20 protein-coding genes are annotated in these 24,027 nt (G+C 72.1%); 8 read left to right on the top strand and 12 right to left on the bottom strand.

All coding sequences use genetic code 11. The features are described 5' to 3' along the window. Positions 1–80 precede the first annotated feature (80 nt). Positions 81–1,265 carry an acetylornithine deacetylase gene (gene argE / locus BMX97_RS18645; RefSeq protein ID WP_091752828.1) on the top strand — a complete coding sequence of 395 codons (1,185 nt, stop codon included), beginning with the start codon at positions 81–83 and terminating at the stop codon, positions 1,263–1,265. 293 nt (positions 1,266–1,558) lie between these two features. Here argE and BMX97_RS18640 read toward each other — a convergent pair whose 3' ends face one another. From BMX97_RS18640 to BMX97_RS18620, 5 genes are all read right to left on the bottom strand, one after another. Further along, the gene (locus BMX97_RS18640; protein ID WP_091752827.1) at positions 1,559–2,170 is read right to left on the bottom strand and encodes a LysE family translocator; all 612 of its coding nucleotides are present in this window, start codon (positions 2,168–2,170) and stop codon (positions 1,559–1,561) included. 73 nt (positions 2,171–2,243) lie between these two features. Next, the gene (locus tag BMX97_RS18635; protein WP_091752826.1) at positions 2,244–2,792 is read right to left on the bottom strand and encodes a PRC-barrel domain-containing protein; all 549 of its coding nucleotides are present in this window, start codon (positions 2,790–2,792) and stop codon (positions 2,244–2,246) included. Positions 2,793–2,885: 93 nt separating this feature from the next. Further along, a complete protein-coding gene (locus BMX97_RS18630) occupies positions 2,886–3,887 on the bottom strand; it encodes an Hsp33 family molecular chaperone (protein WP_060846663.1) in 1,002 nt (333 codons plus the stop codon). A gap of 224 nt (positions 3,888–4,111) precedes the next feature. Continuing rightward, positions 4,112–5,059: an ornithine carbamoyltransferase gene (gene argF / locus BMX97_RS18625; protein WP_091752825.1), complete on the bottom strand. Its 948-nt coding sequence runs from the start codon at positions 5,057–5,059 to the stop codon at positions 4,112–4,114. Next, complete coding sequence (locus BMX97_RS18620; protein WP_091752824.1) at positions 5,059–6,252, bottom strand: aspartate aminotransferase family protein; 1,194 nt, start codon at positions 6,250–6,252, stop codon at positions 5,059–5,061. The genes argF and BMX97_RS18620 overlap by 1 nt, the downstream gene beginning before the upstream one ends. 301 nt (positions 6,253–6,553) lie before the next feature. Between BMX97_RS18620 and BMX97_RS18615 the strand changes: the two genes are divergently transcribed. Together BMX97_RS18615 and BMX97_RS18610 are read left to right on the top strand one after the other, a co-directional pair. Further along, positions 6,554–7,027: a RidA family protein gene (locus BMX97_RS18615; RefSeq protein WP_091752823.1), complete on the top strand. Its 474-nt coding sequence runs from the start codon at positions 6,554–6,556 to the stop codon at positions 7,025–7,027. 19 nt (positions 7,028–7,046) lie between these two features. Continuing rightward, positions 7,047–7,802: a glycerophosphodiester phosphodiesterase family protein gene (locus BMX97_RS18610; protein ID WP_091752822.1), complete on the top strand. Its 756-nt coding sequence runs from the start codon at positions 7,047–7,049 to the stop codon at positions 7,800–7,802. A 1-nt stretch (position 7,803) separates the two neighbouring features. Here the strand turns inward: BMX97_RS18610 and BMX97_RS18605 are convergent, their stop codons facing one another. The 3 genes from BMX97_RS18605 to BMX97_RS18595 all read right to left on the bottom strand — a co-directional run bounded on the left by BMX97_RS18605 (position 7,804) and on the right by BMX97_RS18595 (position 9,735). Next, positions 7,804–8,043 carry a hypothetical protein gene (locus BMX97_RS18605; RefSeq protein WP_091752821.1) on the bottom strand — a complete coding sequence of 80 codons (240 nt, stop codon included), beginning with the start codon at positions 8,041–8,043 and terminating at the stop codon, positions 7,804–7,806. 429 nt (positions 8,044–8,472) lie between these two features. After that, positions 8,473–8,706, bottom strand: coding sequence for a hypothetical protein (locus BMX97_RS18600; RefSeq protein ID WP_244538510.1), 234 nt, complete (start codon positions 8,704–8,706; stop codon positions 8,473–8,475). Positions 8,707–8,847: 141 nt separating this feature from the next. Then, positions 8,848–9,735: an MBL fold metallo-hydrolase gene (locus tag BMX97_RS18595; RefSeq protein ID WP_091752819.1), complete on the bottom strand. Its 888-nt coding sequence runs from the start codon at positions 9,733–9,735 to the stop codon at positions 8,848–8,850. 272 nt (positions 9,736–10,007) lie between these two features. Between BMX97_RS18595 and BMX97_RS18590 the strand changes: the two genes are divergently transcribed. Further along, entirely contained in the window at positions 10,008–13,148 is a 3,141-nt protein-coding gene (locus BMX97_RS18590) for an autotransporter serine protease (protein WP_177202272.1), read from the top strand. 78 nt (positions 13,149–13,226) lie between these two features. Here BMX97_RS18590 and BMX97_RS18585 read toward each other — a convergent pair whose 3' ends face one another. Both BMX97_RS18585 and BMX97_RS18580 read right to left on the bottom strand, forming a co-directional pair. Further along, a complete protein-coding gene (locus BMX97_RS18585; RefSeq protein ID WP_091752817.1) occupies positions 13,227–14,564 on the bottom strand; it encodes an MFS transporter in 1,338 nt (445 codons plus the stop codon). 98 nt (positions 14,565–14,662) lie between these two features. Next, on the bottom strand, positions 14,663–15,526 hold the full coding sequence (locus BMX97_RS18580) for a shikimate dehydrogenase (RefSeq protein WP_091752816.1): 864 nt from the start codon (positions 15,524–15,526) through the stop codon (positions 14,663–14,665). A gap of 187 nt (positions 15,527–15,713) precedes the next feature. Between BMX97_RS18580 and BMX97_RS18575 the strand changes: the two genes are divergently transcribed. Then, on the top strand, positions 15,714–17,633 hold the full coding sequence (locus BMX97_RS18575; RefSeq protein ID WP_091752815.1) for a bifunctional sugar phosphate isomerase/epimerase/4-hydroxyphenylpyruvate dioxygenase family protein: 1,920 nt from the start codon (positions 15,714–15,716) through the stop codon (positions 17,631–17,633). A gap of 415 nt (positions 17,634–18,048) precedes the next feature. Here the strand turns inward: BMX97_RS18575 and BMX97_RS18570 are convergent, their stop codons facing one another. Beyond that, entirely contained in the window at positions 18,049–18,948 is a 900-nt protein-coding gene (locus BMX97_RS18570; protein ID WP_091752814.1) for a peptidylprolyl isomerase, read from the bottom strand. 153 nt (positions 18,949–19,101) lie between these two features. Continuing rightward, positions 19,102–19,428, bottom strand: a complete 327-nt coding sequence (locus BMX97_RS18565) for a hypothetical protein (protein ID WP_048429779.1) — start codon at positions 19,426–19,428, stop codon at positions 19,102–19,104. A 277-nt stretch (positions 19,429–19,705) separates the two neighbouring features. Between BMX97_RS18565 and BMX97_RS18560 the strand changes: the two genes are divergently transcribed. From BMX97_RS18560 to BMX97_RS18550, 3 genes are read left to right on the top strand one after another with little or no spacing between them, the layout of a single operon-like run. Then, positions 19,706–22,474 carry a bifunctional acetate--CoA ligase family protein/GNAT family N-acetyltransferase gene (locus BMX97_RS18560; RefSeq protein WP_091752813.1) on the top strand — a complete coding sequence of 923 codons (2,769 nt, stop codon included), beginning with the start codon at positions 19,706–19,708 and terminating at the stop codon, positions 22,472–22,474. Positions 22,475–22,486: 12 nt separating this feature from the next. Next, positions 22,487–23,140, top strand: a complete 654-nt coding sequence (locus BMX97_RS18555; protein WP_091752812.1) for a YoaK family protein — start codon at positions 22,487–22,489, stop codon at positions 23,138–23,140. After that, positions 23,137–24,012, top strand: a complete 876-nt coding sequence (locus BMX97_RS18550; RefSeq protein WP_091752811.1) for an AraC family transcriptional regulator — start codon at positions 23,137–23,139, stop codon at positions 24,010–24,012. The genes BMX97_RS18555 and BMX97_RS18550 overlap by 4 nt, the downstream gene beginning before the upstream one ends. The last annotated feature ends 15 nt before the right edge of the window (positions 24,013–24,027 follow it).

The following is a 24,027-nucleotide window of genomic DNA, read 5'->3' as shown; positions in this document are numbered from 1 at the left end:
CCTGCATCGGGGCGGGTGTCGAGGAGACGGAGCTTGGGCTAAGACCGGGGCTTACCTCCGGCACGAGACAGCCCGCTCCGATGACCAAGACCGGCCCCCGCCTGACCCCGCTCGAACTCCTCGCCCGGCTGGTCTCCTTCGACACCGAGAGCCAGAAGTCGAACCTGCCGCTGATCCGCTGGGTGGCCGAGTATCTCGACGCCTGGGGCGTTCCCTACGTGATCGCGCCGAACGAGGCCGGCGACAAGGCGGCGCTCTACGCCACCATCGGACCGATGCAGGACGGCGGCGTGGTGCTGTCGGGCCATACCGACGTGGTGCCGGTGGCGGGGCAATCCTGGACCAGCGATCCCTTCACCCTGCGCATCGCCGACGGCAAGATCTACGGACGCGGCGCCGTCGACATGAAGGGCTTCGACGCGCTCTGCCTCGCCCTGGTGCCGGAGATGCTGGCGGCCGACCTCAAGACCCCGATCCACATCCTGCTTTCCTACGACGAGGAGCTGACCTGCCTCGGCGTGGTCGACGTGATCGCCCGCCTCGGCAAGGACCTGCCGCGGCCCGGCGCCGTGATCGTCGGCGAGCCGACCGACCTCGAGGTCGCCGATGCCCACAAGAGCATCTACACCTACCGCACCACCGTCCACGGCCACGAGGCGCATTCCTCGAAGCCGGCGCTCGGCGCCAACGCCGTGATGGCGGCGGCCGAGCTGGTGGCGGGCCTCAACCGCATCGCCGACCAGATGGCGGCGAAGGGCGATGCCAGCGGCCGGTACGATCCGGCCTACACCACGGTCCATGTCGGGGTGATCGGCGGCGGCACCGCCCGCAACATCCTGCCGAAGGCGTGCGAATTCCAGTGGGAGTTCCGCGGCCTGCCCGACCTCCCGCGCGACGAGATCCCGGGCCTGTTCGCCGGGGAGGTCGAGCGGGTGACCCGCGAGCGGCTCAACCGCTTCGGCAATTACGGGCACATCGAGACCGAGGAGGACGCCGCGGTGCCGGGGCTGGCGCCCGAGCCCGGCTCCCCGGCCGAGCGCCTGGCGCTCCGGCTCGCCGGCCGCAACCACACCATCACGGTGCCCTACGCCACCGAGGCCGGCCGCTTCCAGCTCGCCGGCCTGCCGACCGTGGTCTGCGGCCCCGGATCGATCGACCAGGCGCACCAGCCGGACGAGTACATCACGCTGGCGGCCTTCGAGGCCGGCGAGGCGTTCCTGCGCCAGCTGGTGCGGGACTGCGCGGCGGGGTGGAGCCCGGCGTGAGTCGACGCAGCCCGCTTCCACGAGAATGCATGATGTAAGAAAAAATCGCGGGCTCTCCTCGCCCGTGCAGATTATCGCATTTTATCAACGCGATCCGACCACCCTCTCTCCTTGCAGGTAGCGCTCCTCCCCTCCCCCTTGTCGGGAGGTGTATGGCAGATCGAAGATCCCGCGTGGGGGTGGTGCCGCACGCAGCGAGGCGGTGCCTTTTGCGCCCCCCACCCCGGCCCCTCCCCACAAGGGGGAGGGGAACGCGCTCCGCTCTCATCGCGAGCAGGTTTGCAGTTTCCGTCTCAAGGTCGCCGCGCCAGCGCCAGGCCGACGCCCGCCCCCATCAGAAGCCCGCCGGTCACCCGGTTGCGCCACCGCCCGCGCGCCAGCACGACCCGGGCCCGCCCCGCCAAAGCCGCCCAGACCGCGTCGCCGCCGATCGCCAGGACCAGGAAGGTCGCGGCCAGCAGCACGAGCTGCCCGAGGGGTGCCGCGTCGCGGCTGACGAACTGGGGCAGGAAGGCGCCGAAGAACAGGAGCGTCTTGGGGTTGGTCAGCGCCACGAGGAAGCCGCGCAGGACCATCGCCCGGGCGGCGCGCGGCTCCGGCGCGGTCTGCGCGAGATCGGTCGCGGGCGCGCGCCAAGCGCGGCATGCCAGCCAGGCGAGGTAGGCGACGCCGAGCCAGCGCAACAGCTCGAACCACGTCGCCATGAGGGCCAGCATCGCCGAGAGGCCGGCGACCGTGAGGGCGAGCTGGACGGCCAGCGCGGCGCTGGTGCCCACTACCGTGACGAGGCCGTACCGGGTGCCGTGGGCCACGCTGTTGGCGACGATGAGGGCGACGTTGGGTCCCGGGATCAGGATCAGGACCAGCGTGGCGGCGACGAAGCCGAGATAGAGGTCGAGGGGCATGGCGGAGCCGTCCGGTGGGAACCGGATGGCAGCGTGCCACGCACGCCGCCGCCCCGCCAGGCTCGGGCGCCGCTTACTGCTGCGCCGGCTGGGTCGTGGTGGTGCCGGTCGCGGCGGGGACGTCGGGCTTCGACGTGTCGGTGGCCTGCGCGCCGGCCTTCGGCGCATCCGCCTTCGCGGGCTGCTGGCCGAGATAGACGTATTCCGGCGCGGCGCGGAGCTGGTCCTTGTCGGTGTTGATCACCGCCTTCAGGGTCTTGTCGTCGACGCGGGTGACCTGCAGGGCCTCCTTCGCGACCGAGACGTACTTGGTGCCGAGGCCCAGGAAGCCGCCGACGCCGACGACGTAGGACTTCACCGCCAGATCGGGACCGAGCACGATGTCGGCGACCGAGCCGATGCTCTCGTTGGCGCCGTTGACAATGCTCTGGCCGATCATCTTCGAGGCCATCAGGTCGCTCGGCTCCTGGGCGACGAAGGTCGGCCGCAGGTCGTTGTTGAGGGTCGCGGGCGTGCCGGGAACGGGGGTGGGGCCGTTCTTGGGACCGCTCGCATCCTGCGCCAGGCCGGCGCTGGCGCCGGCGACGAGGAGGAACGCGGCGGCGAGGAGGGGGCGGGACATCGACGGCTCCGACTGCTTTCGCCCGACACGCTCGGGCGCAGGAAGAGTCGGTTGCGGTGCGAAAAGTTCCCTCGCCCCTCCCCTTTCGTCACGTCAGGCGGGCTGGCCGCCGACGATCTCGGCCTCGACCTCGGCCGGATCGAGATCGTAATGGCGCGAGCAGAACTCGCAGGTGATGCCGATGCGGCCGTCCTCGCCGACGATGTCGCGGCGCTCCTCGGCCGAGAAGTTGCGGACCATGCCCATCACCCGCTCCCGCGAGCAGCGGCAGGCCTCGTGCACCCCTTGCGCCTCGAACACCCGCACGCCGCGCTCGTGGAAGAGCCGATAGAGCAGGCGCTCGCTCGACACGGTGGGGTCGACGAGCTCGTGATCCTCGATCGTCGCCACCAGGGACTTGGCCTCGACCCAGGCGTCGTCCTCCCGGCTCGCGCTGTCGTCGAGGAACGTGTGCCCCTCCGGCAGGTCGCCGGGCGGCAGGTCGGCGAGGCGGGCACGCTCGGGCGAGTGCGGCAGGAACTGCATCAGCAGGCCGCCGGCGCGCCAGGCCTCGCCGCTGCCTTCGACCTGCTCGGCGACGGCGAGGCGGACCCGGGTCGGGATCTGCTCGGACTGGCGGAAATACTGGTGCGCCGCCTCCTCGAAGCCCTGGCCCTCGAGCGCCACCACGCCCTGGTAGCGGCTCTGGACCGAGCCCTGGTCGATCGTCATGGCTAGGTGGCCGTGGCCGAGGAGCTGAGCCGTGTCCGCGCGCGGCCCCGCCGCCGCGACGCGGCCGGCATCGAAGCGCGCGGTGGCGCGCACCCGGTCGGGCGCCTCGAAATCGACCACCACCATGTCGACCGGGCCGTCGGACTTGGTCTGGAGCTGGAACCGGCCCTCGAACTTCAGCGACGAGCCGAGCAGCACGGTCAGCGCCGTCGCCTCGCCGAGGAGCCGCGCGACCGTGTCCGGGTAGCCGTGCCGGCGCAGGATGGTGTCGAGGGAGGGACCGAGGCGCACGGCGCGGCCGCGCACGTCGAGAGGCTCGACGGCGAAGGGCAGGATCGCGTCGTCGCGGCCCTCGGGGCTCTGGGAGGAAGTGGTCTCGGACATGCTCTCACCGCCGCCGGCAAGGCTGAAGGCCGGCTCTCGCGCAGGAAAGAAGAAGGTCTCCCGGCGGGGCGGCTTCCGCGCGGACCGCCGCCGCGCGGGCGCCCGGGACGGAGCGGGCAGGCGGGGCGAGGAGCGGGAAAGGCGCCGCGGCGAGAGACCGGCGTATTGCGCCATATGGTGGTCCGGGCGGTGGTTTCGAAGGGGTCCGCCGCCCGGGGAGATCGTCAGGAGACGGCGCCGAGGCACCAGGCCAGGATGCCCTTCTGGGCGTGGAGCCGGTTCTCGGCCTCGTCGAACACCACCGATTGCGGCCCGTCGATCACCTCGGCGGTGACCTCCTCGCCGCGATGGGCCGGCAGGCAGTGCATGAACACCGCGTCCTTGGCCGCCGCCGCCATCAGCCGGCCGTTGACCTGGTAGGGCATCAGCAGGTTGTGGCGGTGCGCCTCGTCCTCGTCGCCCATCGAGACCCAGCAATCGGTCACGACGCAATCGGCGCCCGCCACCGCCTCGAACGGGTCGGCGGTGACGTTGAGCGTGGCGCCCTCGGCCTTGGCGCGGGCGATCAGGCTCTCGGGCACCGGCATCTCGGGCGGGCAGGCGACGTTGAGCGTGAAGTCGAACCGGGCCGCGGCGTGGGCCCAGGAGGCCAGCACGTTGTTGGAATCGCCCGACCAGGCGACGGTGCGGCCCTTGATCGGCCCGCGATGCTCCTCGAAGGTCAGCACGTCGGCCATGATCTGGCACGGGTGCGACTCCTTCGTCAGGCCGTTGATGACCGGGATGGTGGCGTATTCGGCCAGCTCCAGCATCATGCCGTGATCGAGGATGCGGATCATGATCGCGTCGATGTAGCGCGACAGCACCCGGGCGGTGTCGGCGACGGTCTCGCCGCGGCCGAGCTGCATCTCCCGGCCGGTGAGCATCAGGGTCTCGCCGCCGAGCTCCCGCATCGCCACGTCGAAGGAGACGCGGGTGCGGGTCGAGGGCTTGTCGAACACCATGCCGAGGAACTTGCCGGCGAGCGGACGCTCCGCCGGCGGCTCGCCCCGCCGGCGGCGGCGCTTCAGGTCGGCACAGGCGTCGAGGACCGTGCGCAGCTCGGTGCTGGAGAAGTCGGTCAGGTCGAGGAAGTGCCGGGGGCCCGGCGCGATCTTTAGGGGCGCATTCATCACTCGGCGGCCTTCCGGCCCCTCAATTCCATGGCGGCGCAGGCCGCCTCCAGCTTGTCGAGCGCCGCGGACACCTCGGCCTCGCCGATGATCAGCGGCGGCAGCAGGCGCACGACGTTGTCGCCGGCCGGGATCACCAGCAGGTGCTCGTCCCGGGCGGCGGCGGCGAATTCGGTGTTGGGCACCACGAGGCGCAGGCCCATCATCAGGCCCTCGCCGCGGATCTCGTCGACGATGTCCGGGTGGCGGTCCTTGAGGGAGGCCAGCCGCTGCTTGAGGAGCAGGCCGGTCTGGCGCACCTGCTCCAGGAAGCCCGGCGCGAGCACGATGTCGAGCACGGCGTTGCCCACCGCCATGGCGAGCGGGTTGCCGCCGAAGGTGGTGCCGTGGCTGCCCACCACCATGCCGCGGGCGGCCTCGCCGGTGGCGAGGCAGGCGCCCATCGGAAAGCCGCCGCCGATGCCCTTGGCCGAGGACAGGATGTCGGGCGTCACGCCCGACCACTCGTGGGCGAAGAGCTTGCCGGTGCGGCCGATGCCGGTCTGGACCTCGTCCATGATCAGCAGGAGGCCGTGCTCGTCGCACAAGCCGCGCAGGGTGCGCAGCCACTCGGGCGAGACCACCCGCAGGCCGCCCTCGCCCTGGATCGGCTCGATCATCAGGGCGGCGGTCTCGGGCGTGATCGCGCTCTTGAGGGCCTCGAGATCGCCGAACGGCACCTGGTCGAAGCCGTCGACCTTCGGGCCGAAGCCGTCGATGTATTTCTGCTGGCCGCCGGCCGCGATGGTGGCGAGCGTCCGGCCGTGGAAGGCGCCCTCGAAGGTGACGATCCGGTAGCGCTCGGGATGGCCGCCGGCGGCGTGGTACTTGCGCGCCATCTTGATGCAGGCCTCGTTGGCCTCGGCACCGGAATTGGCGAAGAACACCACGTCGGCGAAGCTCGCCTCGGTCAGCCGCTGGGCCAGCCGCTCGGCGTCGGGCACCTCGAACAGGTTCGAGACGTGCCAGACCTTCTGGGCCTGCTCGGTCAGCGCGGCGACGAGGTGCGGGTGGCCGTGGCCGACCGAGTTGACCGCGATGCCGGCGCCGAAATCGAGGTATCGCGAGCCGTCTCGGGCGATGAGCCAAGCGCCCTCACCGCGCTCGAAGGACACCTTGGCCCGGGCGTAGGTCGGCAGCAGCGAGGAGGTCACGATCTCGTCTCCGTCGCGGTCGAGTGAGTCGGTCGACCGGAAAACAAAGCGCCGCCTCGAAGGGCGGCGCGCGCGGATACTATGGAACGAGCGCTCCCTGTCAACGCCGGCCGTGAAGATGACGCCGAGATGACGGCGAGAGGAGCCCGCGCCCGGGGTTGCGGCCGGACTTCCTTCGGGGCACAGACCGGGGAGCGGCCGGGCTCGGCCGCGCCGCGGCGGCACCGCCGCGGGACGACGGACCGGCCTCTCGCTCCGGCGGGCGTCACGCCCCGGACGGGCCTGGTGGGAGATCTGACAGATGAGCGCGACCCTCGACCGCCTGAAGGAGCTCGGCTTCACCCTGCCGCCGGCCGCGGCCCCGGTGGCGAACTACGTCGGCTTCCAGCGCAGCGGCAACCTGGTGATCATCTCGGGCCAGCTGCCCTTCGGCGCCGACGGCCAGATCGATCCGGCCCACAAGGGCAAGGTCGGCGCCGCGGTCTCGCCGGAAGCCGCCGCCGAGGCGGCGCGGCACTGCGCCCTCAACATCCTGGCGCAGCTGCGGGCGGCCGCCGGCAACCTCGACGACGCGGTGGTGTCCTGCCTGCGACTCGGCGGCTTCATCAATGCGGCGCCGGGCTTCTCGGCGGTGGCCGGCGTGATGAACGGCGCCTCCGACCTGATGGTACAGGTGCTGGGCGAGCGCGGCCGTCACGCCCGCTCGACGATCGGCGTCGCCGAGTTGCCCCTCGACGCGGTGGTCGAGGTCGAGGGTATGTTCGAGATCCGCTGATCCGAGAGTCCTTGATTCCATGACAGACCGCCTCGCCCCCGGCTGGCTGACCGCCCGCCCGATCGCCCATCGCGGCCTGCACGACAGGACCGCCGGCATTCCCGAGAACACGATCGCGGCGGCGGAAGCCGCGATCGCGGGGGGCTACGCGATCGAGTGCGACGTCCAGCTCAGCCGGGACGGCGAGGCGATGGTGTTTCACGATGCCGGCCTCGGCCGGCTCACCGGGGCCGACGGCCTGGTGCGCGAGCGTGACGCCGCCGACCTCGGGCAGCTGACGGTGCTCGGCAGCGCCGAGCGGGTCCCCACCCTGGCACGGTTCCTGGAGACGATCGCCGGCCGCACGCCGCTGGTCGTCGAGGTGAAGACCCGCCACGACGGCGACCTCGCGCTCGCCCGCCGCACCGCCGCGATCGTGTCCGCCTATGACGGTCCGCTGGCGGTGAAGTCGTTCGATCCGGTGATCGTCGGCGCGCTCGCCGACCTCGCCCCCGGCATCCCGCGCGGCATCGTGGCCGAGAGCCGGCACGACGACCCGTCCTACGCGAGCCTCACGGAAGCGCAGCGGCACGGGCTGGGCCAGCTGCTGCATTTTTCGGAGAGCCGGCCGGACTTCCTGTCCTGGCGCGTCGACGATTTGCCGAACGCCGCCACCCATCTCTGCCGCCTGCTCGGGCGGATGCCGGTGATGGCCTGGACCGTGCGCACCGAGGCGCAGGTGCGCCTCGCGCGGGCCCATGCCGACCAGATGGTGTTCGAGGGCATCCGGCCCTGAATCAGGGCCGGGCGGGAATCTGGAACCAGGCGAACCGGGGCATCAGGCCGGCGAGCGCCGCCGACGGGCATTCGGCGCTGAGGGCGTCGGCCACCGCGTCGGCCTCCTCCATCGCGAGTCCGACCTGCAGCACGTCGTCGATCACCGCGATGGCGCCGGAGCGCACGTCGTAGACGGTCCAGCCGTCGCGGTCGCGGCGGATGTCGTAGCGGGTGGCGTGGATCGACATGGCAATCGACATGGGTGCAATCGACATGGGTGAACGTCCCGGCTGGTGAGGGATGCGTAGTGCGGTAAGGGCGTGGGTCGATGTGCCGGCGCGCACGGGGCGCGGCGGACGAGCCGTTCGGCAAAACGGCCCCTGGCGGGGTGGGAATCTCAACCCTCCCCCTCTGCGGCAGGGCTGTCCGGGGAAAAGACTGGCGTGTCTCCCCTCTCCCGTGTGGGAGAGGGGCCGGGGGTGAGGGTGACACGCTTCAGTGTAAAGCACTGAACGTGGTGCTGGCAGCGTAACCGACTGAGCCAAGCACTGGACCGTAGCACCCTCACCCCTACCCCTCTCCCACATGGGAGAGGGGATCCCGCGCTTGATTTTAAAACGTATTTTTTCACGGACAGCCCTGCGCGGAGGAGGGAGGGTTCGGGGGCGGCGCGCCTCTACGAAGCCCCGTCACCCCCGCCCGATCGGCCCGGCCCGCACGTAGCCGCGGGAGATCAGCCGGTCGCGCTGGCGTGTCCTGCGCTCGGCCTCGCCGAGATCGGCGAGCGCGTCGGCGATCGCCCGGCGCAGCGCCACGCCGGCATCGCCGTCGGCCGCCGTCAGGTAGGCGACCGCGATGGTCTCGACGCCGGGCGCCCGCCCGTCGCGTCGCTCCGCCGGCTCGTGGTTCATGGCGCCGCTCATGGCTTTCAGGCTCACCGCTGCATGAAGCCGGCCCCGCCGACTCACGTTAGAACATAACGGGAACAAGCCATGGCGAGGGTGGTCCGGTCAAGCTGCGTTCGCGTGGCCGGCGGCCGGTGTGGATAGCGGGGAGAGCAGGATTCAGGGCTTCTGCGTCGCCGCCGGATCGCCGACTCGGATCGGGGCCTCGACGTAGCGCCCCGTCTCGGGCACCGCCACCGCCGCGAAATCGCGGCCGAGGTCGTGCAGGGCGCGGCGCAGGCCGGGGCCGCGCAGGGGCCGGCCATGGCCGGTGAGGGCCAGTTCCGGCTCGAGCTGCGCCAGGGCCGCCACCGAGCGCCCGGCGGCGTCCCAGTCGATCGTGAGGTAGCGCGGGGGCCCGTGCATCTCGGGCGCCTGCGTCGCGACGGCGTAGACCGATTCCTGCGCCGTCGCCACGAAGGCGTCGCCGGCGATCAGCGTCCGGTCGGCGGCGCGCCAGAGCGAGACGTGGCCGGGGGAATGGCCGGGTGTGTGGAGCCAGCGCCAGCCCGGGAGCGGCGGCACGCTGCCGTCCTCCGGCAGGAGGTGCAGGCGGGTGCCGACATCGACAGGCTTCGTCGGGAAGAGCGGCGAGAGCCGGGCGACGAGCCCGCCGCCGACGCCCGGATCCGGCGGCGGATAGGCGGCGCTGCCGTCGAGATAGGGGCGCTCGAGCGGGTGCGCCCAGACCGGGGCGTCCCAGGCCTCGGCCAGGTCCTCGAGCACGCCGACATGGTCGAAATGGCCGTGGGTGAGCACGATCGCCGCCGGGCGGGCGCCCTGGCCGAACCGGGACGCGGCCGCCGCCTCGATGGCGGCCCGCGAGCCCATGATCCCGGCATCGACCAGCACCCAGCCCCGGTCCCCCGCCCCGGGCGGGCCCAGATACGCGACGTTGACGATGGCGTGGCGCTGGTAGGCGAGGTCCGAGCGCAGCGCGTGGGTGCCGTCCGGGCCGGCGGGGGCGTCGTCGACCGAGTCGGGATCGATCGGGATTTGCTGGGTCATGCCGGCACCTCGCGACGGGAATGCCCGACCAATGCTCCCAAGGAGTATCTGTTCCCGCCGCCGCTCCCCCGCCTCCCCGCCCTCGTGACGTTTCTGCAACGGCCGTCCGGAAAGAGACGATTGCGAAACTTCCGTGGCCCCAATCGGGCTTTTTCGCGGCTACTTTCGCCTTCAGCGCCACCAAGCGCCGTCCCTGAAGAAGAAGGCTGCAAAGCCCGCACTCAGATCAAGGCAATTCGATGCAAGTTCAGACACAGTCGAGACGCAAGACGATGGCCGCCCGCGGCCTGATCTCGCTCCTCTGCTCGACGATCTCTTACGCTGCGTTGGCGCAGTCGTCCGGGTATCAGGATCCGGGCCGCCTCGGCGACGCGACGAGCTGGCGGACGCCGGAATATCTCGGCGACTGGGGCCTGACCTCGATGCGGGCCGACCAGGCCTATGCCCGCGGCATCACCGGGCGGGGCGTCGTGGTCGGCTCGGTCGATTCCGGCTTCCTCGCCACCCATCCGGAATTCGCCGGCCAGGTGACCCCGCTCACCGTCCAGGGCACCTACCTCGGGAACGGCTACCGCTACGAGACCGCCGCGGGCGTGCGCAGCGACCTGTTCGCGGCGGGCAGCGCCTTCTCGGTGCCCGGCACCTGGATCCGCGGCGTCAACGACGATCACGGCACCCATGTCGACGGCACCATCGTGGCGCGCCGCGACGGCACCGGCATGCACGGCGTCGCCTTCGGCGCCAGCCTGCTCGCCACCAACACCAACGCCACCGATTCCGCGATCTACGGCGCCAACCAGGACTACGCCTACTTCAAGGCCGCCTACGGCAACCTGGCGGCGGCCGGCGCGCGGGCGATCAACTCGTCCTGGGGCAGCCCGCCGCCCTCCGAGAACTACAACACCCTCGCCGGGGTCGCGGCCGGATACGCCAAGTTCCAGGGCCGGCTCGACTGGCTCGACGCGGTCGCCGAGACGACCCGGCAATACGGCACCATCATGGTCTTCGCCGCCGGCAATGCCGGGGTGAACAACCCGACCGTGCGGGCCGCCCTGCCCTACTTCGAGCCCGACCTCGAATCGCGCTGGATCGCCGCCTCGGGCCTGACCATCGACGACGGCACGGCGTTCAACCGCTGCGGGCTCGCCAAGTACTGGTGCATCGCCGCGCCCGGCCGCGGCATCCTGAGCACCGTGACCTCGACCACGGGCGTGGCGGGCTACGGCTCGAAGAGCGGCACCTCGATGTCGGCGCCCCACGTCACCGGCGCGCTGGCGCTGGTGATGGAGCGCTTCCCCTACATGACCAACGAGCAGGCGCGCGACGTGCTGCTCACCACCGCGACCCATCTCGGCAGCGGCCCGGCCGACGTGCCGAACGAGACCTTCGGCTGGGGCAAGATCGACCTCGGCCGCGCCATGAACGGCCCGGGCCAGTTCCTCGGCCGCTTCACCGCCACCCTGCCGGGCGGCACGGTCGACACCTGGTCGAACGACATCTCGGACGCCGCGCTGCGCCAGCGCCAGGTCGAGGACGGCGCCGAGCACGCGACCTGGCTGCAGGTGAAGGCCGCCCGCGGCTGGAGCGCCGGCCTGCCGGCGGGCGCGACCGCCGACCAGCAGATCGAGTACACCTGGCGCGAGGCCCGCGATCAGGCTTTTCTGAACCGCACCTACCAGGGCGGGCTGACCAAGACCGGGGACGGCGCGCTGATCCTGACCGGCTTCAACACCTATACCGGCAGCACGGAGGTGAACGGCGGCCTGCTGGCGGTCGACGGCTTGGTGAGATCGGTTACCAATGTGAATGCGGGCGGCACGCTCGGCGGCGGGGGCTTCCTCGGCAACGTCAACGTCCGGTCCGGAGGTACGCTCTCTCCCGGGATCGGGGGTGTCGATCGTCTCACCGTGTTCGGCGACCTCAGCTTCGCCCGAGGCTCGCGGTACGCCGTCGAGGTCGCACCGGGCCGCAGCGACCGGGTCGGTGTTGCCGGCACGGCGCGGATCGAGGGAGGCACCGTGACGGTCGCGTCCGAAGGGTCCGACAGCCTCACGCCCGGTGCTCTGCGGAGCCTGCTCGGGCAGCGCACCACCATCCTGCGGACGACGGATGGAGTCGTCGGTCGCTTTGATGCCGTGACGCCGGGCTATACCTTCATCGGAGCGAGCCTCGACTACGACGCGCGTGATGTCGGCCTGACGCTGGCGCGCAACGCCACGACGTTCGCGTCCATCGGCGCCTCCCGCAACCAGGCCGCGACCGGCGGGGCGATCGAGGCGCTCGGCGCCGGCAACGCGCTCTACGAGACGGTGCTGGTCAACGCCGATCCGGCGGCGGCGCGAAGCGCCTTCGCGTCCCTCTCGGGCGAGGTCCATGCCAGCGCCGTGACGGCGCAGTTCGAGACCGCGTTCTTCGTGCGCGAGGCGATCCTCGACCGCCTGCGCCGGGGCGACGTCGCGGGCGCGCCGGCCTTCGGGGGCCTCTCGGCCGCCAGCCTGCCGGCAGCCTACTCGGCCGACCTGCCGGGCCGGGCCGCGCCGCCGGTCCAGGTGCCGGCGCAGCTCGCCGCGCCGCGGACCTACGGCCTCTGGGGCCAGGGCTTCGGCGCCTTCGGCCGCACCCGCGGCGACGGCAACGCCGCCTCGCTGTCGCGCCAGATCAGCGGCTTCGTCCTCGGTGCCGATACCGGCCTCGATCTCGGCGGGCTCCCCGGCGCCTGGCGCGTCGGCGTCGCCGGCGGCTACACCAACACCAGCCTCGACGTGACCGGCCAGGCCTCCTCGGGCGTGATCGAGAGCGGCTTCGGCGGCCTCTATGCCGGCACCACCCTCGGGCCGGTGGCCCTGCGCTTCGGCGGCGTCGCGGGGGGCAACAGCCTATCGCTCCGGCGCAGCATCCTGGCGCCGGGCTTCGCCCAGGGGCTGAACGCCCGCTATGGCGGCCTCACCGCGCAGGTCTTCGGCGAGCTCGGCTACCGGGTGGCGTTCGGCGCGGCCGTGATCGAGCCCTTCGTCGGCGCGGCGGCGATCCGCATCGGCCAGGACGCCTTCACCGAGCGCGGCGGCCCGGCGGCCTTGTCCGGCCTCGGCCGCGACAACGATCTGGCCGCCACGACCGTCGGCGTGCGCGGCTCGACCCGGCTCACCGCCGACCTGCCGGTGTACCTGACCGGCCTCGTCGGCTGGCGCCGGGCCTACGGCGACGTGGTGCCCAAGGCCCTCCTCGCCTTCGGGGCCGGCCAGACCGGCTTCCTGGTCGCCGGCGTGCCGATCAACCGCGACGCGGTGGTGGCGCAGGCCGGCCTCGACTGGGCGGTCTCCCCGGCGACGACGCTCGGCGTGTCCTATACCGGCCAGGCCGGCGAGCGGGCCCAGGACCACGCGGTGAAGGGCAACTTCACCTACCGGTTCTGATCGGCTGACGAACAAGAAGGCCCGCCGCCTCGACCGAGGCGGCGGGCCTTTCCTGTTGTAGGGCGGAGCGGGATCGGGTCAGCGCTTGCCCAGCAGCTCCATCGGCGTGCGGTAGGTCTCCCGCGCCGTGAAGATCGACACCGCGGCGATGCCGGCCGTGGCGGTCACGAAGACCGCGACCGGGACCCAGCCGGTCGGGCCGTCGCCGAGGAGCGCGGCGCTGATCACCGGGGCGAAGCCGCCGAGAGCGAAGCCGATCTGGGTGCCGATCGCCATGCCCGACAGCCGGACCTTGGTGTCGAACATCTCGCCGTAGAGCGACGGCCACACCCCGTTGGCGGCGCTGTAGACCACGCCCGAGAGCAGGATGCCGAAGGTGAAGATCAGCGGGATGTTGCCCTGGCTGATCGCCCACATGTACGGCCAGATCAGCGCGGCGGAGCCGAGCGCGCCGAAGATGAAGACCGGGCGGCGGCCGATGCGGTCGGCGAGCGCCGCGAAGGCCGGAATCGCGCCGAGCGCCACCACGTTGGCGAGGATCAGCACGGTCAGCATCGTCGGGCGGTCGATCTTCATCGTGTTGACCGCGTAGGACAGGGTGAAGACGCTGAAGATGGTGCTCACCACCGAGACCAGCGCGGCGAAGATCACCCGCAGCACGTCGGCCCACTGGGTGCGGAACAGCACCGCCACCGGCAGATCGGCCTTGGCGTGGGCGTGCGTCTCCTGCTCCTTCTCGAAGACCGGCGTCTCCGGGAGGGTGCGGCGGACCCAGAACCCGACCGCGACCACGAGGGCGCTGAGGAAGAACGGGATGCGCCAGCCCCAGGACAGCATCTGCGCCTCGGGCATCTGGGTGATCGGCAGGAAGACCAGCGTGGCGAGGATCAGCCCGGCCTGCGTGCCACTCAGGGTGAAGCTGGTGAAGAAGGCGCGCTTGTGGGCGGGGGCGTGCTCCAGCGTCATCGAGTTGGCGCCGGCCTGCTCGCCGGCGGCCGAGATGCCCTGGAGCAAGCGGGCGATGACGAGCAGGATCGGCGACAGGATACCGAGCTGGTCGTAGGTCGGCAGGCAGCCGATCATGAAGGTCGAGAGGCCCATCAGGAGCAGCGTGAAGGTGAGCACCTTCTTGCGGCCGAAGCGGTCGCCGATATGGCCGAGCGCCACGGCGCCGAGGGGCCGGGTGATGTAGGCGACGCCGAAGGTCGCGAACGAGGCGATCGCCGCCGCCTGCGGGTTGTTCGGCGCGAAGAACAGCTTCGGGAAGATCAGTGCCGCGGCGGTGCCGTAGATGAAAAAGTCGTAGTATTCGACCGCGCTGCCGATCCAGCTCGCGAGCGCGGCCTTCTTCGGCGTCTTCGCGGCCTCGGGTTCGGCGACCGCGGCGGCGGGCGCGGGATAGACGGAGGAGGTCATCGGACGTTTCCTGGTGATGGGGGACGGACGGGCCCGTTGGATCGGGCCACATTCTTCAAAGGCTTGGGTCGCGGCGGGGGCCGCGGACCGGGATCGGTTCAGGCCGTCCGGCCGAGCTCGGCGAAGTGGCGGAGCATCCGCTCCGGGTCGGGGGTCAGGCCGGTGATGAGACGGAACGCCTCGACCGCCTGGAACACCGCCATGCCGCCGCCGTCGAGGGTGCGGCAGCCGATCCGGCGCGCCTCGCGCAGGAGCGCGGTCTCGAGCGGGAAATAGACGATCTCGGCGACGAACAGCCCGGGGTGCAAGTACTCGGCCGGCAACGGCAGGCCCGGATACTTGTCCATGCCGGTCGGCGTGCAGTGGACGAGGCCGTCCGCCGCCGCGACCTCGGCCGCCAGGTCGGTGCAGGCCCGCGCCCGGCCGGCGCCGAAGCGCGCGCAGAGCGAGGCCGCGACGGCGGCCGCCCGGGCCGGATCGATGTCGTTGAGGACGAGGTCCTCGACCCCGAGGGTCAGGAGTGCGTGAGCCACCGCCGCGCCGGCACCGCCCGCGCCGAGCTGCACGACGCGGGTCAGCGCCACGTCGGGCAGGCCGCGCCGGAACGCCTCGGCGAAGCCCCACCAGTCGGTGTTGTGGCCGACCCGCTTGCCGTCGCGCAGGACCACCGTGTTGACGGCGCCCAGGGCCGCCGCGTCGGGCGACAGCTCGTCGAGATGGGCGAGCACCGCCTGCTTGCAGGGATGGGTGATGTTGAGGCCGGAGAATCCCATCCGCTCGGCGGCGGTCAGGAGCTCGGGCAGCGCGTCGGCACCCAGCCCCAACTTCTCCAGGTCGATCTTCTGGTAGAGGAGGCGCAGGCCCTGCGCGTCGCCCTCGTGCTCGTGCATCGGAGGCGTGCGGGACGCCTGGATGCCGTTGCCGATCAGGCCGGCCAGGACGGATCTGGGGGCTGCGCCCATGATGCGGGCTCCTCTCTCGAACGTTCCTCGGATGACGCGATTGCGACGCGCTTGAGCTCAAATGTACTAACCAGTACGTTCATGTCAAGCGCGGATGGCGGCGGGCTGCCCCCTCCCCGCTCCGGGCTCGACGGAGCCGGCCCCGTTTGCGATGGAGGACCGGCGCACAAGCAGACGGGAGAACGCAATGCGGAAGGCGATCGCCACGGTGTCGGTAAGCGGCACGCTGATCGAGAAGCTGGAGGCGATCGCGGCGGCGCGCTTCGACGGGGTCGAGATCTTCGAGAACGACCTTCTCTTCCACACCGGCCCCGCCCGCGACGTGCGCCGCTACGCCTCCGACCTCGGCCTGTCGATCGACCTGTTCCAGCCCTTCCGCGATTTCGAGGGCGTGTCGGACGAGCAGCTGAAGCGCAACCTCGACCGGGCCGAGCGCAAGTTCGACCTGATGGAAGAGCTCGGCGCGCCGCTGATCCTGGTCTGCTCCAACGTGGGGAACGAGGTCTCGGACGACGATTCCCGGATGGCCGACCAGCTCTACCAGCTCGCCGAGCGGGCGGCGAAGCGCGGCCTCAAGATCGGCTTCGAGGCCCTGTCCTGGGGCACCAAGGTGCGCACCTTCGACCGGGCCTGGGGCATCGTCGAGCGGGCGAACCACCCGCATCTCGGCCTGATCCTCGACAGCTTCCACACGCTCGCTCTCCCGGACGACTGGTCGGGCATCGCGAACCTCCCGGGCCAGCGGGTGTTCTTCGTCCAGCTGGCGGATGCTCCGCGCATCGGCATGAACCCGCTGACGCTCAGCCGCCACTTCCGCTGCCTGCCGGGCCAGGGCGACCTCGACGTGCCGGGCTTCCTCCAGGCGGTGCTCGCCTGCGGCTATACCGGAACGATCTCGCTCGAGATCTTCAACGACGACATGCGGGCCGCGCCCCCGCGCCAGACCGCGGCCGACGGCCACCGCTCGCTGCTGTTTCTCGAGGAGCGGGTGCGGCGCACCGACGAGGCCGCCGCGCTCGCGCCCTCCCCGCCCAAGCGGCCCCGCCGCCGGGTCGAGCTGTTCGACCCGCCGCTGCCGCCGGCCATCGCCGGGCACCGCTTCATCGAGGTGGCGGTGGACGAGCGCTGCGAGGGCGCGCTGGCGCGTCTCCTCGGCCAGCTCGGCTTCACGCGGCTCGGCCGCCACCGCAGCAAGGCGGTGACGCTCTACGGCCAGGGCGAGATCCGCATCGTCCTCAACCGCGAGCCGGATTCCTTCGCCTCGTCCTACTTCCTGATGCACGGCCCCTCGGTCTGCGCCCAGGCCATCACCACCGACGACGCGCTCGCGGCGCTCGGCCGGGCCGAATCCTACGGCGCGGCCCGCTTCGGCGGCCGCATCGGGCCGGACGAGAATTCCTTCCCGTCGATCCGGGCGCCCGACGGCAGCCTGATCATCCTCACCGACCCGCAGACCGGGAGCGACTTCGAGCACGACTTCGTGATGGAGGACGGTGCCGAACCGACGGGCCTGCTCACCCGGGTCGACCACGTCGCGCAGGCCCTGCCCGAGGGCCAGCTCGATTCCTGGGTGCTGTTCTACCGCGCGGTGCTCGGCCTCGAGCCGGAGGACGTGGTGGTGCTGCCCGATCCCTACGGCCTGGTGCGCAGCAAGGCGATGTCGAACGCCGAGCGCACCATGCGGCTGCCCCTCAACATCTCGGAGAGCCGCAACACCGCGACCGCCCGCCTGGTGTCGAGCTTCGCGGGCGCCGGCGTCCACCACATCGCGCTCGCCACCGACGACATCTTCGCGGCGGCCGAGCGCCTCAAGGCCGCCGGCGCGACGCTGCTGCCGATCCCGGCCAACTACTACGACGACGTGGCCGCCCGCTTCGGGCTCGACGACGCGCTCATCGCCCGCATGCAGAGCCTGAGCATCCTCTACGACCGGGTCGGCGAGGGCGAGTTCCTGCAATTCTACACGACGCCGTTCGAGGAGCGGTTCTACTTCGAGATCGTGCAGCGCAAGGGCGGTTACGACCTGTACGGGGCGCCGAACGCCCCGGTACGGATGGCGGCCTTGGCGGCGTTGCGGGGGCCGAACCTGTCGCAGGTGCTGCGGTAGGTTTTTCGGAGGGGCGGGCACCCCGCCCCTCCTGGCCGGATCGCAGGGACAGTGTACGACAATGGCGTGAAGCCTGACGGTACGTGGCTTTCCCAACCGCGACCTCATCCTGAGGTGCGACCGCAGGGAGCCTCGAAGGAGGGCTCCAGAAGTCTCCGAGATTTCTGGAGCCCTCCTTCGAGGTCAGTCGATCAAAGATCGACTAACACCTCAGGATGAGGTTCGAGATCGGACAGGCCGACGTCACATGTGAACGATCCTGTCGTGTACCATCGACCGAACCAATAGAAATCTGCTCGACCGAATGACGCATGGGGTAAGATTTCCGTCGCGTGCTGGGGATCGGCAGGGTTTCTCAGCAAAAAGCCCCCGGACGCCGTGCGTCCGGGGGCTTTCCATCACACGAAGTCGCGTCTTACTTCTTCTCGTCCGCCTTCGGCGCGGGCGCCGGAGCCGCGGGGGTGGCCCCGACGCGCTCGATCTTGGCCCCCTCGCGCAGCTTGGTGATGATGTCCTGCTGGGTCTTGCGGGTGAGGTAGGCCTCGACCTGCTCCTTCATCTCGTCGAAGCTCGGCACCGGCTTGCTGCGCTTCTCCTCGACCTTGATGACGTGCCAGCCGAACTGGGTCTTGATCGGGTCGGAGATCTTGCCGGCCTCGAGCTTGAAGGCCGCGTCGGCGAAGGGCGCGACCATCCGCTCCTTGGTGAACCAGCCGAGGTCGCCGCCCTCGGCCTTGGAGCCGGGATCCTTCGAGGTCTCGGCCGCCACCTTGGCGAAGTCCTCGCCGGCCTTCAGGCGCGCGGCGATCTTCTTGGCCTCGGCCTCGTTGTCGACGAGGATGTGGCGGGCGTGGACCTCCTCCTCGGGCTTCATCGCCTTGACGGTCTCGTCGTAGAGCGCCTTGGCGGCCTGGGGCGTGACGGCCTTCTTGGCCTCGCGCTCGAGGTACTCGTCGAGGAGGAGCTTGTCGCGGAAATAGGCGAGCTTGCGGGTGAAGTCGGGGCTCTCGGCCACCTTGTCCTTCTCGGCGGCCTGGGCGCCGATCTTCAGGTCGACCATGTAGTCGACGAGCAGGTTGCGCTTCTGCGCCTCGTCGACGCCGGGCAGCGACAGGGCCGGGTCGTCGGCCGCCACCGCGAGGTCGCCGGCGGTGATGGTCGCGCCGTTCACCTTGGCCACGACGGTGTCGGGGGACTGGGCCGGGGCGGCGGCGGGAGCGGCGGCGGGGGCCGGCGCCTGGGCGAGCGCGGCACCCGGCAGGAGGAGCCCGAGGGCGAGCGCGCCGTTGCGCCAGAAGGGGGAGAGGGTCGGCATGGCGTGATCCTTGGGGCCCGTGCGCGAGGTCGTTTTCAGACGGCGGACAGGTGGCAAAGATCGGCCGACAAGACAAGCGGCGCACGGCGCCGCAGCGGCAGGGAAACCGCCGCGCACCCGCGGATCTCTTCCGGCCCGCGGGTGCGGATCGGTTCAGTAGCCGGTCGAGGCGACCTCGACCCGGTTGCCGCGGCGCGCGAAGGCGACCGAGGCGGCCGCGCCGTCCTGGGTGCCGGGCACCGAGAAGCTGACGACCTGGTCGGAGGCGAGCGTGGTGATGACGCGCAGCGGGGTGGCGGCGGTCGCGTCGGTCGGCGCCAGGGTGGCGACGACGCGCAGGCCGTCCTTCTCGACGGTGTAGTAGGCCGAGCCGCGCACCGGACCGAGATCGAGGCTGTGCGACTGGCGCGGGGTCAGCTCGGAGGCACCCGCCGCGGTGGCGAGAACGAGACCGAGGGCGGAGAGGGCGATGAGACGCATCGGTGGTCCAGGAGTTCTGTCCGGCGCGAGATGCGCATCCGGAAAGCCGGGATCTGCCGGGAGACGTCAATAAAGCATTCACTATTGTGCGACGCAATAGAAACATATTGCAATGCACCATGATGCATCTGCGCCGGCCCGCCTGCCTTCCTGCTCATTGCGCGGCGCGGGTCGCTCGTGCCGTCTCCCGTGACCTGCGGCCCGCCCCGCCCTACCTGCCGGGGCGACCCCTCCGACGTGGCCGCCCGCCCCCGCCGACCCGGATTGCTGGACCCGCATGAGCACCTACCGCTTCGACAGGCTCCTCAGCCCGCGCTCCGTGGCGCTGGTGGGCGCGAGCGCGCGGCCGAACGCGTTCGGCGCCGCGATCCTGCGCAACCTGCGCGAGGCGGGCTTTGCCGGTCCGATCTGGCCGGTGAACCCGCGCCACGACAGCGTCGACGGCGTCCAGGCCTTCGCCGACCTCGCCGACCTGCCCGAGCCCGCCGACCTCGTGGTGATCGTGACCCCGCCCGAGACCGTGCCGGAGGTGGTGGCGGCCGCCGGCCGCAAGGGCTGCGGGGCGGCGGTCGTCATCACTACCGGCCTCGGCAGCGGGCCGGATTCGCTGGCGGAGGCCGCGCGGGCGGCGGCAAGGCGGCATTCCCTGCGCCTCGTCGGGCCCGACAGCATGGGGCTCGCCGTGCCGGGCAGCGCGCTCAACGCCAGCCTGCTCGCCCGGGCGCCGCTCCCCGGCGACCTGGCGCTGATCTCGCAGTCGCGCACCGTGGCGGCCGGCATCGTCGCCTGGGCCCAGGGGCGCGGCACCGGGTTCTCGGGCATCGTCTCCCTCGGCAACGCCCTCGACGTCGACATCGCCGACTGCCTCGACCACTTCGCCGCCGACATCCGCACCCGGGCGATCCTCCTGTCGATCGCCACCGTGACCGACGCGCCGAAATTCATGTCGGCGGCCAGGGCCGCCGCCCGGGCGAAGCCCGTGGTGGTGATCCGCTCCGGCCGCCACGACGCCGCCCGGATCGCCGACGGCCGCGCCGCTCCTCCGGTCCTCACCCACACCGGGATCACCCATACCGGCATCCTGGCGCGCACCGACGCGGTCTACGACGCCGCCTTCCGGCGGGCGGGCCTGCTGCGGGTCCAGGACCTCGACGAGATGTTCTCGGCGGTCGAGACGCTGGGTCGCCAGCGGCCCTTCCCGGGCCGGCGCCTCGCCATCCTGGCCAACGGCCGCGGCGTCGGCGCCATCGCGGTCGACCGGCTGATCGATCTCGGCGGCTCCCTCGCCGGCCTCTCGGAGGAGACGAGGGCGCGGCTCGCCGCCGCGGTGTCGGGCACCGGCCCGCAGGATTGGCGCAACCCGGTCGATATCGGCGCCGACGCCGACGGGCCGCGCTACGCCGCGGCGCTGGAGGCCCTGATGGCCGATCGCGACAACGATGCGGTGCTGGTCATCAACGTGCCGACCGCGCTCTCGGGCGGCAGCGCGGTCGCGAGCGACATCGTCGAGGCGGTGAAGCGCGGGCGCAAGGGCGCGTTCCGGGCCCGCCCGGTCTTCGCCGTCACGGTGGGCGACGAGGCCGCCGGCGAGATCCTGAGCCAGGCCGGCATCCCGCGCTTCGCCACCGATGCCGACGCGGTCGAGGGCTTCACCCACCTCGTGCGCTACCGCGAGGCGCAGGACGACCTCACCACCACCCCGGCGGTGCTGCCTGACGACCTCGTGCCGGATGCCGGCGCCGCCCGGGCGATCGTCGACCGGGTGCTGGCGGAGGGCCGCACCTGGCTCGATCCCCGCGAGATGGCGGACCTGCTCGCGGCCTACGGCATCCCGGCCCAGCCGGTGACGCTCGCCGCCGCCGCCGACGCCGCCGCGGAGGCCGCCTGGCCGATCATCGCGGCGGGCGGCACGGTGGCGCTCAAGCTCGCCTCGCCGGACGTGGTGCACAAGTCCGACGTCGGCGGCGTGCGCCTGGGGCTGACCAGCGAGGCGGCGGTGCGCGAGGCCGCCGCCGAGATGCTGGCCCGGGTGGCGCAGGAGCGGCCCGAGGCCCGGATCACCGGCTTCGTCGTCCAGGCGATGCTGCGCCGAACCCAGGCGCGCGAGCTGATCGCCGGCCTCGTCGACGATCCGGTCTTCGGCCCCGTCGTGGTGTTCGGCCGCGGCGGCACCGCCGTCGAGGTGATCGACGACCGGGCGCTGGCGCTCCCGCCCCTCGACCGGCGGCTCGCCGCCGACCTGATCGGGCGGACCCGGGTGGCGCGCCGGCTCAAGGCCTATCGCGACGTGGCGGCGGCCGACGAGGCGGCGGTCGCCCTGGTGCTGGTCAAGCTCGGCCAGCTCGCCGCCGACCTGCCGGAGCTGCGCGAGCTCGACATCAACCCGCTGCTGGCCGACCGGGACGGCGTCATCGCCCTCGATGCCCGCGCGGCGGTGGCGCCCCTGCCGGCGGAGCGCCGGCGCGATGCCGGCACCGGCCCGAGCCACGCGCGCTTCGCCGTGCGGCCCTATCCCCGCGCCTGGGAGCGCCGCATCGTGCTCGACGGGCAGGCGATCCTGGTCCGCCCGGTGCGGGCCGAGGACGAGGGGCTGTTCGAAGTCTTCTTCAAGCAGGTCAGCGCCGAGGACCTGCGCCTGCGCTTCTTCGCGCCGGTGCGCGACTTCAGCCACGCCTTCCTGGCCCGCCTGACCCAGCTCGACTACGCCCGCGCCATCGCCTTCGTGGCGACCGAGGAGGCCACCGGCACGATGATGGGGGCGGTGCGCCTCCACGCCGACGCCAACCACGAGACCGGCGAGTACGCGATCCTGGTCCGCTCCGATCTCAAGGGCCTCGGCCTCGGCTGGTCGCTGATGGGGCTGATGCTCGACTGGGCCCGGGCCGAGGGCTTGCGCCACGTCGAGGGCCAGGTGCTGCGCGAGAACACCACCATGCTGGCGATGTGCCGCAAGCTCGGCTTTACGGTGAGGACCGACCCCTCCGACCCCGACCTGATGCTGGTGCGGCGCGCGCTGTCGGAGGAGAGTGGGGCGCCCGCAACCTGACGCCCTCCTCCCATGCGCGAAACCCCTCCCCTCGACATCGCCGGCGGCCTGCTGCTCACCGCCGCCGCCGGCTACGTCGACGCCGTCGGCTTCCTGCGGCTCGACGGGCTCTACACCTCGTTCATGAGCGGCAACTCGACCCAGTTCGCGGTCTCGCTGGCGCAAGCCGGCCACCCGGTCGCCTGGGAGATCGGCCTCCTGTTCGCGTCGTTCCTCGGCGGCGGCTTCTGCGGCAGCGTGGTGTCGCTGCGCACCCCCGGCCGCTGGGGGCCGGCCGCCGTGCTGGCGGTCGAGGCGGCACTCCTGGCCGCCGCCCTGTCCCTCGCCTTCGGCCCCGCGCAGGGTCCCGTGGCGCCGCTCCTCGCCGCCGCCATGGGGGCACAGAACGCGGCGTTGCGCCGGAGCGCCGGCTTCCGCCCCGGCGTCACCTTCGTCACCGGCACGCTGTTCAGCCTCAGCCACACCCTGGCCCAGGCCGCGACCCGGATCGGCCCCGCCCTCGGCTGGCTGCCGGATGCCTGCACCTGGCTGGCGCTGGTCGCGGGCGCGGTGGCGGGAGGACTGGCCTATCGTGCTCACGGGCTCGAGGCGCTGGCGGTGCCGATGCTGGGCGTCGGGCTGGTGCTGGCGCTCGCCGTCGGCCGGGCCGTGCGGGTGGCGGCATGAGCATCGCGGGCGACGCCGTGGGTGAGAAGCCCGCACCGTCCCGCGACGTCGTCCACCTGCGGCGCGACGCGGCGAGCGGCGTCGAGGCGGTGACGGCGCGCTTCCACGGCCACGCCTACGACATGCACCACCACGACGAGTGGCTGGTCGGCGTCACCCATGACGGCGTCCAGGATTTCTTCTGCCGCGGGGCCCGGCGCCAGAGCACGGCGGGGCGGGTGATCCTGATCGAGCCCGGCGAGCGTCACGACGGGCAGGCCCTGCGCGCGGCGGGCTTTCGCTACAGCATGCTCTACCTGCCGCAGGACTGGCTGCGCGACCGGATGGGCGGCCACGACGGGCCTCTCGGCTTTCGCGCCACGCTGGCCGACGACCGGCATCTCGGCGCGGCGATCGACCGGGCCTGCCGCGCCGTGTTCGGTGCCGCCTCGCCGCTCGCGACCGACGCGGCGCTCGACGACCTCGCGGAGGGGTTGCGCGGCCATCTCGGCGCCGCGGCACCCCGCCCGGTCCCCGACGGCGATCCCGCCCTGGCCGAGCGGGCGCTCGACTACCTGCACGCCCACGCCGCCACGCCGTTCGGCCTCGACGCGCTCGCCCGGGCGGTCGGCGCCGCCGACCGGTTCCAGCTCGCCCGGGCGTTCCGGCGGCGCTTCGGCACCTCGCCCCATGCCTGCCTGGTCGAGCTGCGCCTCGTCCGGGCCCGCGCCCTGCTGCGCGAGCGGGTGCCGCCGGCGGAAGCCGCGCTGATGGCGGGCTTTTCCGACCAGAGCCATCTCGGCCGCTGGTTTCGCCGCGCCTACGGCCTCACCCCCGCCGCCTACCGGCGCGGGCGCACGGACGTTCCAGACGGTGGAGCCGCGCTCGACTAGCCCTGCGGTCGATCA

The organism is Methylobacterium sp. ap11, assembly GCF_900110515.1.
Lineage (GTDB): Bacteria > Pseudomonadota > Alphaproteobacteria > Rhizobiales > Beijerinckiaceae > Methylobacterium > Methylobacterium ajmalii.
This window is presented reverse-complemented; position numbering and strand designations above follow the sequence as displayed.

Excerpts from the sequence above, each read along its gene's own strand:
- BMX97_RS18640 (WP_091752827.1), bottom strand. The coding sequence starts at position 2,170 with ATGCCCCTCGACCTCTATCTCGGCTTCGTCGCCGCCACGCTGGTCCTG.
- BMX97_RS18560 (WP_091752813.1), top strand. The coding sequence starts at position 19,706 with ATGAGCACCTACCGCTTCGACAGGCTCCTCAGCCCGCGCTCCGTGGCG.
- BMX97_RS18595 (WP_091752819.1), bottom strand. The coding sequence starts at position 9,735 with ATGACCCAGCAAATCCCGATCGATCCCGACTCGGTCGACGACGCCCCC.
- BMX97_RS18590 (WP_177202272.1), top strand. The coding sequence starts at position 10,008 with ATGGCCGCCCGCGGCCTGATCTCGCTCCTCTGCTCGACGATCTCTTAC.
- BMX97_RS18585 (WP_091752817.1), bottom strand. The coding sequence starts at position 14,564 with ATGACCTCCTCCGTCTATCCCGCGCCCGCCGCCGCGGTCGCCGAACCC.
- BMX97_RS18580 (WP_091752816.1), bottom strand. The coding sequence starts at position 15,526 with ATGGGCGCAGCCCCCAGATCCGTCCTGGCCGGCCTGATCGGCAACGGC.
- BMX97_RS18605 (WP_091752821.1), bottom strand. The coding sequence starts at position 8,043 with ATGTCGATTGCCATGTCGATCCACGCCACCCGCTACGACATCCGCCGC.
- BMX97_RS18555 (WP_091752812.1), top strand. The coding sequence starts at position 22,487 with ATGCGCGAAACCCCTCCCCTCGACATCGCCGGCGGCCTGCTGCTCACC.
- BMX97_RS18615 (WP_091752823.1), top strand. The coding sequence starts at position 6,554 with ATGAGCGCGACCCTCGACCGCCTGAAGGAGCTCGGCTTCACCCTGCCG.
- BMX97_RS18575 (WP_091752815.1), top strand. The coding sequence starts at position 15,714 with ATGCGGAAGGCGATCGCCACGGTGTCGGTAAGCGGCACGCTGATCGAG.
- BMX97_RS18565 (WP_048429779.1), bottom strand. The coding sequence starts at position 19,428 with ATGCGTCTCATCGCCCTCTCCGCCCTCGGTCTCGTTCTCGCCACCGCG.
- BMX97_RS18630 (WP_060846663.1), bottom strand. The coding sequence starts at position 3,887 with ATGTCCGAGACCACTTCCTCCCAGAGCCCCGAGGGCCGCGACGACGCG.
- argE (WP_091752828.1), top strand. The coding sequence starts at position 81 with ATGACCAAGACCGGCCCCCGCCTGACCCCGCTCGAACTCCTCGCCCGG.
- BMX97_RS18635 (WP_091752826.1), bottom strand. The coding sequence starts at position 2,792 with ATGTCCCGCCCCCTCCTCGCCGCCGCGTTCCTCCTCGTCGCCGGCGCC.
- BMX97_RS18610 (WP_091752822.1), top strand. The coding sequence starts at position 7,047 with ATGACAGACCGCCTCGCCCCCGGCTGGCTGACCGCCCGCCCGATCGCC.
- argF (WP_091752825.1), bottom strand. The coding sequence starts at position 5,059 with ATGAATGCGCCCCTAAAGATCGCGCCGGGCCCCCGGCACTTCCTCGAC.
- BMX97_RS18550 (WP_091752811.1), top strand. The coding sequence starts at position 23,137 with ATGAGCATCGCGGGCGACGCCGTGGGTGAGAAGCCCGCACCGTCCCGC.
- BMX97_RS18600 (WP_244538510.1), bottom strand. The coding sequence starts at position 8,706 with ATGAGCGGCGCCATGAACCACGAGCCGGCGGAGCGACGCGACGGGCGG.
- BMX97_RS18570 (WP_091752814.1), bottom strand. The coding sequence starts at position 18,948 with ATGCCGACCCTCTCCCCCTTCTGGCGCAACGGCGCGCTCGCCCTCGGG.